This window comes from Streptomyces sp. NPDC097981 (genome assembly GCF_040302565.1).
Lineage (GTDB): Bacteria > Actinomycetota > Actinomycetes > Streptomycetales > Streptomycetaceae > Streptomyces.
The window spans coordinates 1-8,940 of sequence record NZ_JBEORW010000104.1; the positions used below are offsets into that span (position 1 = coordinate 1).

The window sequence follows — 8,940 nt, forward strand, 5'->3', positions numbered from 1 at the left end:
CGGTGAGATAGGGCACATTCCACCCGCCGAATACGAAGCCAACCACTACCTGAGCACCACGAAACCCCAGGTCACAACCAACATCTGAGATCTCTACCGAACCCGGAACGGTTCAGTCGGCCAAGCGTCGCTGGTAGTTGCCGTGGACGCGACGGGACGCCGCCCCGCATCCGGGGCAGACCGCTTCCGCAGCCACGGCTCTCGCCACGAAAGTGACCGTGCCGTCACCGACCATCACCTGATCCACCGCGACCGCCGCCAGATGAGAGAAAGCCGCCCAGAGAACGCTGCAGTCACACGAACCACCATCCTGCCAGGGCCTTGTGACGCGCTGTCATCGCCCCACAAGAAGTGGATCAGAACCTGTAGTGCTCCCCGGAGGCGGCCAGTGTTCTGCCCCGCTGGCTTCCTCATGCTGTTGTCAAGCGGCCTTCGTGACCGGTGGTGTCACTTCGTAGCACCGTCGGTCGCGGATCAGGGCCCAGATGACGTTGACGCGTCGGCGGGCGAGGGCGAGTACGGCCTGGACGTGTTTCTTGCCCTCGGCGCGTTTGCGGTCGTAGAACTTCCGTGAGTTCGGGTCGTAGCGGACGCTGACGAGTGCGGAGGTGTAGGAGACCCGCTGGAGTCTTCGGTGGTAGCTGATCGGCCGGTGGTGGTTGCCGCTGACCTTGCCCGAGTCACGCGGTGCGGGGGCGACGCCGGCGAAGGCCGCCAGTGCGTCCGGGGAGTTGAACTCGTTCAGGTCGCCGCCGACGGCAGCGAGGAACTCGGCGCCGAGGGTCGCACCGATGCCGGGGACGCTCAGAAGGATGTCGGCAAGTTCGTGCTCGCGAAACCGGCCCTCGATGAGCTTGTCCGCCTCGGAGATCTGCTCATTGAGGTCATCACCTTCTCGGCCAGGGTGCGGACCAGCTGGGCGATGGTCTTCTCCCCGGGGACGGCGGTGTGCTGCCGCTCGGCGGCCTCGACCGCGGATTCCGCCAAGGCTCTGGCGCTGCGGACCTTGCGGTTGGCCAGCCACTTCGTCAGCCGGGGGATCCCGGCGCGGCGGATCGAGGCCGGGGTCTGGTAGCCGTCAGCAGTCTAAAGCGGGCCGGTGTTGGTCACCTCCAGGGCTCGTTCCAGAGCCGGGAACATCGACAGCAGGGTGCCGCGCAGGCGGTTGACCACGCGAGTACGGTCCTCGACCAGGTCGGCCCTGCGGCCGGTCAGCAGCTTCAGCTCGATGGCCGCCTCGTCGCCGGGGCGGATGGGCCGCAGCTCCCGGCGCATCCTGGCCTGGTCGGCGATCACGTAGGCGTCGCGGGCGTCGGTCTTGCCCTCGCCGCGGTAGCCGTCGGATGCCCGGTGACGAGCCGGCCGGGCATGTAGAGGACCTCCTGGCCGTGGCCCACGAGCAGGGCCAGCAGCAGCGCGGGCTCCCCGCCGGTCATGTCGATGGCCCAGGTGACGTCACGGCCATCGGCCAGGTCCAGCACGTCACCGATCAGCTTCAGCAGTTCGGGCTCGTCGTTGGCGACCCGCCGCGACAGCAGCGTCTTGCCCCCGCCATCCATCGCGAGGCCGTGATGGTGCCCCTTGCCGCTGTCGATCCCCGCCCATATCCGGCTCATCGTGCTCCTGACGCGCGTGTTCGGACTCTTCGTGCCACGGACGACCTCGCTGGGATTGCTCTACTCAGCGACTTGTTCGCACTTCCTGATCGACGGCCGAGTCGTCGTGGTGTGCCGGGCGGCGAAGCCAGCAGAGCCATGAAACGGCAGCGGCCTGATAGCCACACCCAGCACCCCTGGGCGGCCCAACCCTACGAATGGCTCGATCAACCCGAGCAAGAAGGTAGAGCGGCCTGAAGTGGTACGACATGGCGGTCCAGCAGCAGATGCTCGCCGAAGACCCCGACCTGATCCTCGCCGCGCTCACCACCCGCCCGCCAAGCCCGGCGCAACTCGACGGCGCGGCCCAGCTCTTCGGGTCCCCCGAATGGACCGGAGCGCATGGCAAGCAGCTGCCCGAACCGCTGAGGTCGATGCTGATCGGGCACATCCAGGCCGACGGCACCGACCCCATGAGGTTCCGGATGTGCCACGGCCACTACGACGCCGAGCCATCTGCCTGACGGGCCGATCCCGTCTGCCGGCAGGGGCTCCACCGACTCCCTCATCGGCATCGCCCCCGTGTCGTGCTGCCGGTAGACGTCAAACCCCGCTCTGCCGAAGTGGCGTCGGCCGGCATCTCACGCCTCGTCGTCGGGGAGGAAATCGTCCGCACTCCGTACGAGGTGGTCTCCCCCCTGCGCGTTGTCGGTGCCGTGGCGCGGGTGGTGCCGGCGAGGGCCTGGCTACCCGGCACGGTCAAGAAATCAGGTGACCCGGAAGTTGTCCAGGAGGGCCAGCATGGCCGTGGCCCGCATCACGCGCAGCGGCCACGACCGCGGTCCACGGCTGCCGTAGTCGCCCATGCGTCGGTCTCGGCCGGCGGGGTGAGCGGCCCCGCCCGCTTCCTGGTCCCGGCCTCGTGTGTCCGGCCCCGGTGACCGCCCTGTCGACGGCCCGTGGCCCGGTAGCCGGGCGCCGTCGAGGCCGCAATCGAGGATTCGAGGACAGCCCCATTTGTCTACAGCGCTGTAGTCGATATAGTCGGTCAGCGTTGTGCACCCTCTGTATCACATGCACCACGGGGAAGGGGATTCAGGCCTGACCCGGTCCGGCCGGCCCTTGGCCAGCGTCGCATCAAACCAACTTCAGGGACGGACCAATTGAGCACCATCGGCATCGGCCAGGCGGCGATCCTCGGCGTCGTCGAAGGGGTCACCGAATTCCTGCCGGTCTCCTCCACCGGCCATCTGAAGATCACTGAGGGGCTGATGGGCATTCCCGTGGACGACAAGGCGGTTGTGGCCTTCACCGCCGTCATCCAGGTCGGAGCCATCGCCGCGGTCCTCGTCTACTTCTTCAAGGACATCGTGCGCATCGTGACCGCGTGGGGACGCGGCCTGGCCAACCGCGAGGAGCGCTACCACCACGACTACAAGTTCGCCTGGTGGGTCATCTACGCCACCGTCCCGATCGTGGTCGTCGGCCTTGCCGCCAAGCCGCTCATCGAGGGACCGCTGGCCTCGTTGTGGGTCGTGGCCGGCTCCCTGATCGTCGGCAGCGGCCTCATGTGGGCAGCCGACCAGATGAGCCGCCACAAGCGCGGCGAGGACGACACCGGCCTCAAGGACGCGATGCTGGTCGGCTGCTCACAGATCCTCGCCCTGCTCTTCCCCGGCTTCTCCCGCTCCGGCGCGACCATGTCGACGGGCCTCATCCTGGACCTCGAACGGGTTGCCGCCACCCGCCTCTCCTTCTTCCTCGGCATCCCCGCCCTCACCGGCGCGGGCCTGTACGAGCTCAAGGACGCCGTCGGCGCCGGGGTCGACACCCTCCCCCTGGTCGTCGGCACCGCGGTGTCCTTCGCCGTCGCCTACGCCTCGATCGCCTGGCTCCTCAAGTTCGTCGCCAAGCATTCCTTCAACGCCTTCGTCATCTATCGAGTCGCCGTCGGAATCCTGCTCTTCGGCCTGCTCGGCACCGGCCTCCTCGCCGCCTGACGCAGCGCACGCGCCGGCTGGGGGGCGCCCGCAAACCTTCCGCCGGAAGGAGCGGGCGGCCGGACGCGTGCCCGCCCGCAGCTCCCGCCGGGACCGGGCCGGGCACGGCTCCGACGCCGGATCCGCGGCTCAGCCCGCAAAGTGGTCAGCCTGCGCCTGCCGGGCCAGGGCATGGAAGAGCGCCGGGCTGGGCAGTTCGCTCGCCCGGGTGTGAAGGGACTCCTTCCCCGCGGTGTCCTGGACCGCGAGCCTCGATCCCGGCGATTCCACGAAGGCGTCCAGTTCGCCCCAGCCGACGCTCCGGCCGCCGCGGTGGATCCCGGCGGCGTCGAGGGAGAGCGGACCGAAGGCGAGGGTGTGCCCGGAGCGCAGCTGCGCCAGGGCTCCGGGCAGCAGCTCGGCGGTGACCCGCTCGGCCGCCACTGCCATGAGGTCGCCGCCGGCTTCGAGCCCGCTCAGCATCACCTCGAAGTCGCTGTTCGAGGCGCGCCGGAAGACGGCCTTCGTCCCAGGGGAACGAGTCGGCTCCGGCCCGTCCGCGGTGAGCTTTGTCGGCGGGTCGTACGCGCGGACCCGGTACTCCGTGACCTCGCTCCAGAGCATGTGGCGCTGCCTGCCGCCGGCGCGGCCGAGGAGGACGCTCTCGTACAACTCGACCTCGTCGTAGGGCTCCTGGTCGATGACCCGCAGGCTGTGGCGCCGGATCCACTCGAAGGCCGCACCGCCGAGGACCACCGGCAGGAGCGCGAGCGGCAGCGGCTTGCCCGCGAGGAGCATGCCCGCGGTGACCGCTGCGAAGCCGGCCGTCACCGCACCCACCGTGATGTTGAGGGACTTCCGCCGCCGGGCCGTGGACGGTCCGCCCTGCCGTCCCGGCGGGAAGACGCTCTCGCACTGTCCCAGCTCCTCAGGTACTGCATGAGTGACCATCATGTCCCATCGCCATCACGTCAGTTGACGGTCGGTCGGCCTCGGCGACCGGCATACCGGCCATTGCCGGGGCATTCGCGTGCGGAACGTGGCCGGTCGGCGACAATCCGTACGGAATGGCCGCTTCACACACGAGAGGTGCGACGAGCGTGTGCCGGGGCGGGTACCGGGCTGCTGACACCATGGCCCTGTGACTCTCATATCCGGAACCCGTGAACCTGCCGCCGCCCACCCGGTTCGGACCCGTCTGGCAGCAGCGGGCGCGGCGGCGGTCACCGTCGGACTGGGGCTCGGGCTCAGGGCCTCGGCAACCGGAAGCGTGGCCAAGTACGGCGGTGACACCCTGTACACCGTCCTGGTGCTCACCCTGATCGTGGTGGCAGCGCCACGGGTCACGCCCCTGAGGGCCGCCGGAAGTGCGCTGGCCGTCAGTTGCCTGGTGGAGTTCTTGCAGTTGACCTCGGTGCCCGCCGAGCTGTCCCGGCACAGCACCGTCGCCCGCCTCGTGCTCGGTTCGACTTTCAACCTGCCCGACCTCTTCTGGTACGCGGTCGGCGCAGCAGCCGGGTGGCTCGTCCACACCGCGGTGGCGACCCGCAGGCCCAGGTGACGAGTGCACTGAGGGCGGAGGTCGCCGCGAGGGTGGCCACCATGACCATGCCCACGCCGAGCGAGAAAAGACCGCTGGCGTCATCCGACCAGTCGTAACAGGCGGCGGCCGTCAGACCGACCGTGCTGCCGTGGACGGCGCTCGCGGCGTGGCCCCGGAAGGCCGTCTCGTTCGTGCCGTGGCGGCGGCCGGAGATCATCCGTTTCTTCGCCGCGGCCGTGTCGGGGGCGCGGTCGGCCCGGGCTGCGGCGGTACCGTACTCGGCGGACTCATCGTAGGCCGCCGCGATGACACGAGCCTTCGTTGCGCTCGCATCACGCGCCATGACCCGGGTCGGCAGGCAACCGTCCGGATACCGACGAGACGACCGGCGTGCGTACACCGCACGGACAACGAGTTGGCCACGTCCCTGCGTCATAAAGGAGAACACCATGGAACTGCGCGCACTCGGCACCCAGGGTCTGCAGGTCGGCGCCGAAGGCCTCGGCTGCATGGGCATGAGCGCCTTCTACGGCGCAACCGACGAGACCGAATCGCTCGCCACCATCGACCGGGCCCTGGAGCTGGGCGTCACCCTGCTCGACACCGCCGAGAGCTACGGCCCCTTCATCAACGAGCAGCTGCTCGGCAAGGCTCTCGGGGGCCGCCGCGACCGGGTGGTCATCGCGACCAAGACCGGCATTGAGATCGACGACGACGGAACCCTCCGGGGTCACAACGGCCGCCGCGAGTACATCCACCGCGCCGCCGACCGCTCGCTGCGCCACCTGGGCACCGACCACATCGACCTGTACTACCTGCACCGCGTCGACCCGAACGTGCCGATCGAGGAGAGCATTGGCGCCATGGCGGAGCTGGTCACCGCGGGCAAGGTCCGCTACCTCGGCATCAGCGAGGCCGCCGCGGCCACCATCCGGCGCGCACACGCCGTCCACCCCCTGACCGCCGTGCAGACCGAATACTCGCTCTTCGAGCGGGGCCTGGAGGACAACGGCGTCCAGGCCGCCCTCGACGAACTCGGCATCGGCCTGGTCGCCTACTCCCCGCTGGGCCGCGGGTTCCTGTCCGGGGCCATCACCAGCCCCGACGACTTCGCCGAGGACGACTTCCGCCGGACAGACCCCCGCTTCCAGGGTGAGAACTTCTCCCGCAACCTCGCCGTCGTCGATGCCGTCCGGCGCCTTGCGGAGGCCAAGGCGGTCACCCCGTCCCAGCTGGCCCTCGCGTGGGTGCTGCGCCGGGGCGCGGTGCCGATCCCGGGCACGAAGCGGCGCAGCTATCTGGAGGAGAACGTCGCCGCCACCGGTGTGACGATCACCGACGAGGACATCGCCTCGATCGAGGCCGTGGCCCCCCGCGGTGTCGCCTCCGGCGACCGCTACGCCCCGGAGTACATGCTCAATCTGAACGGCTGACGCGACCGCCCTGCGCTGCCGGTCCGGCGTTGCCCGCTGCCCGACGGCAGTACGCCGCGCGGTCCGGCCCGTCGCAGGGCGTGGCTCCCGGCGCGGCTGCCTCTTCTTGGCTCAGCGGCCACACGGGCAACCGCTGCCACCATCTCGTGGTCTTCAGACGCAGGCCGGACCGTGACGGTGCACAGCCGCTTGGTGGCCCGGGTGAGGGCGACGTACAGGTCGCGCTCGCCCTCGGTCGGCGACGGGGGATCCGGGCTCCTGTGACTGCGGGAGGTCGCGAACGCGATCTTCTACCAGAACCGGACGGGCTGTCAGTGGCGTTACCTCCCGCACGACCTGCCCGAGTGGTCGGCGGTGTTCTACTACTTCACGCTGTGGCGGCAGGACGGCCTTGACCGGCGAATACAGGAACTGCTGCGCTGCCAGGTGCGGGAGAGAGCCAAGCGATGAGAGGACCCGTCCCTCGTGGTCATCGACACCCAGTCCGTCCGCGCGGCGGCGGGTGTCCCCAGGACCACGACGGGGCTGGACGCGAACAGGAAGACGCCGGGCCGCAAGCGCGGGCTTGTCGTCGACGTCCTGGGCCTGATCATCGGGGTCGTCGTGCTCGCCGCCTCCGCCCACGACAACGCCGCCGGCACCGCCCTGCTGACCCAGGCCGCCGAGCGGTGCGGCAACCGCCTGGAGAAAGCCCTGGTGGACCAGGGGTTCAAGGAAATGACCGTCATCCACGGCGCCCTGCTCGGCATCACCGTCGAGACCGTGCACCGCAACCCCGCCGACAAGGCCAAAGGGTTCGTCCCGCAGCCGAAGCGGTGGGTGGTCGAGCAGGTCAACGGCACCCTGATGCTCCACCGCCGCCTGGTCCGCGAGTACGACCACCGGCCCGACAACTCCGGCTCCCGCGTCTACTGGGCGGCCACCGCGAACATGACCCGCCGCCTCACCACGCCGTCCCCGGCCTGGTGCGACGAGTTCGTGGCGGCCGCATGAACAACGGCCTCACCGAACTCCTCACCAGCCTGCAGGCCGAGCACGACCGGGCCGCAGCCAGGGCCGCCAACGTGCGGCGGCAGATCGAGCACCTCACCACCGCGCTGGACGAGGCCGAGGCCCGGCTGGCCGAACTGTCCACCGCCAAAAAGGTCTTCGAGGAATTCACGCCGGACGGCGCCCCACCATCGCGGCCTTCCTGCGCACCCGGGTCTACCGGCCCGGCAGCCTCGTCTGGCTGGAGGGCTACCAGGCCCTCATCCGGTGGCGGGCCGAGAACGGCATCACCGGCCTGCACGCCGTCCCCTACGACACCGAGACCCAGGTCGGCGTCACCAAGGCCTTCCCGCCCGGGCGGTGGGTCCACCAGCCGCGCAAAGCCCTGCGGGCCGAAGAGCTCGAAGAACGGCGCAAGAACCTGCTGGACGCGCCAGAGGCCGGGATGGTCTGGGAGCCCGGCGAGGAGGCGTGGGAGGCCGAACTCGCCGCGCTCCGGTCCTACCGGCGAGCCACCGGGCACCTCGCACCCCGGCAGGACGCAGTGTGGGGCGAGGACGACGAGATGATGCCCATCCGGACAGCACATGGCCAACCTCCGGCGCAAGGGCGCCAAGAACGGTCACGGTCTCCCGCAGGGGGTGGGAGGTGGCCAAAGCCCGGATGGCCACACGATGCCAGAGGCCGCATCGCACAGTCGGTGGCGCAGGCATGTTCAGGCCATGGCGGATCCATAGCGGCGCCGCCCGGCACTGTCGGGGCAAGGGCTGCACCGGGCATCCCATCTCCACTCCTCCGCGTCGGAGGGCAGTCGGGTCCACGCGCTACGCAGCCCGGCAGTTCCCCGGCAAGGAGCTCCGCCCCGTACGGGTGCAGGCGGGCCGAAACGAAAGGACAGATGGATGATCAGGAAGTTGACACTGGCAGGCGCTTTTCTGGGGATGTTCCTGGTGTCGCTGGCCGGAACCGCGACGGCGAGCCCCTCGCGGCCGGGGGACCCCGTCTTCGCCACGCCGCGCCCGGACGGGGTGGTCGGATCCACTCTGGCGGCCGGCCTGCCCTGCGGCTGGGGCGATCAGTGCAACGAAACCGACCCGGGCGATTGCTCCTGGGAGGTCAAGGAGACGGACGACCGGGTGAGTGATCCCGGCTGTGCGACCCTGGAGCTCCGTTCCGCCCGTAAGAACGGCGCCTGGTACGCGTGGCCCCGTCTGGGGGTCGCCAGTGGCTGCGGCTACTACCAGGGCTGGGTGGACCGCTCGTTCGACAATGGCCAGCACTGGGAGCGGTTCGGCTTCTTCGAGAAGCGTGCCGTGCGACGACAGGTCGAACTCGGCAAACAGGGCCAGTCCCTCGGCGAGCGGGCGCTGGAGTGCGATGAAGGCCTCGTACCGCATCAT

Annotated in this window: 6 protein-coding genes and 3 pseudogenes; 7 read left to right on the forward strand and 2 right to left on the reverse strand. The window is 69.8% G+C overall.

The genetic code is table 11. The annotated features are described in order from the left end of the window. Positions 1–421 precede the first annotated feature (421 nt). Positions 422–1,616 (reverse strand): annotated as a pseudogene (locus ABTY04_RS39395) (IS110 family RNA-guided transposase). 248 nt (positions 1,617–1,864) lie between these two features. Between ABTY04_RS39395 and ABTY04_RS39400 the strand changes: the two are divergent. Together ABTY04_RS39400 and ABTY04_RS39405 are read left to right on the forward strand one after the other, a co-directional pair. Beyond that, positions 1,865–2,119 (forward strand): hypothetical protein, encoded by a 255-nt coding sequence (locus tag ABTY04_RS39400; RefSeq protein WP_352218249.1) that lies wholly within the window; start codon positions 1,865–1,867, stop codon positions 2,117–2,119. Between the two features lie 639 nt (positions 2,120–2,758). Then, positions 2,759–3,595: an undecaprenyl-diphosphate phosphatase gene (locus ABTY04_RS39405; protein ID WP_352218250.1), complete on the forward strand. Its 837-nt coding sequence runs from the start codon at positions 2,759–2,761 to the stop codon at positions 3,593–3,595. Between the two features lie 129 nt (positions 3,596–3,724). Here ABTY04_RS39405 and ABTY04_RS39410 read toward each other — a convergent pair whose 3' ends face one another. Continuing rightward, positions 3,725–4,528, reverse strand: coding sequence for a hypothetical protein (locus tag ABTY04_RS39410; protein WP_352218251.1), 804 nt, complete (start codon positions 4,526–4,528; stop codon positions 3,725–3,727). Positions 4,529–4,715: 187 nt separating this feature from the next. Here ABTY04_RS39410 and ABTY04_RS39415 point away from each other — a divergent pair, with 187 nt between their 5' ends. The 5 genes and pseudogenes from ABTY04_RS39415 to ABTY04_RS39440 all read left to right on the forward strand — a co-directional run. Beyond that, positions 4,716–5,135: a ribosomal maturation YjgA family protein gene (locus ABTY04_RS39415; protein WP_502996821.1), complete on the forward strand. Its 420-nt coding sequence runs from the start codon at positions 4,716–4,718 to the stop codon at positions 5,133–5,135. Between the two features lie 431 nt (positions 5,136–5,566). After that, positions 5,567–6,550, forward strand: a complete 984-nt coding sequence (locus tag ABTY04_RS39420) for an aldo/keto reductase (protein WP_352218252.1) — start codon at positions 5,567–5,569, stop codon at positions 6,548–6,550. Between the two features lie 232 nt (positions 6,551–6,782). Further along, positions 6,783–7,543, forward strand: a pseudogene (locus ABTY04_RS39430) (IS5 family transposase); the annotation flags it as partial. A 184-nt stretch (positions 7,544–7,727) separates the two neighbouring features. Next, positions 7,728–8,152, forward strand: a pseudogene (locus ABTY04_RS39435) (helicase associated domain-containing protein); the annotation flags it as partial. A gap of 290 nt (positions 8,153–8,442) precedes the next feature. After that, positions 8,443–8,940: hypothetical protein (locus tag ABTY04_RS39440; protein WP_352218254.1), on the forward strand; the 498-nt coding region annotated here is incomplete at its 3' end.

What these genes read in the sequence shown, in the direction of transcription:
- ABTY04_RS39410 (WP_352218251.1), bottom strand. Translation starts at nt 4,528, where the DNA reads ATGATGGTCACTCATGCAGTACCTGAGGAGCTGGGACAGTGCGAGAGC.
- ABTY04_RS39400 (WP_352218249.1), top strand. Translation starts at nt 1,865, where the DNA reads ATGGCGGTCCAGCAGCAGATGCTCGCCGAAGACCCCGACCTGATCCTC.
- ABTY04_RS39420 (WP_352218252.1), top strand. Translation starts at nt 5,567, where the DNA reads ATGGAACTGCGCGCACTCGGCACCCAGGGTCTGCAGGTCGGCGCCGAA.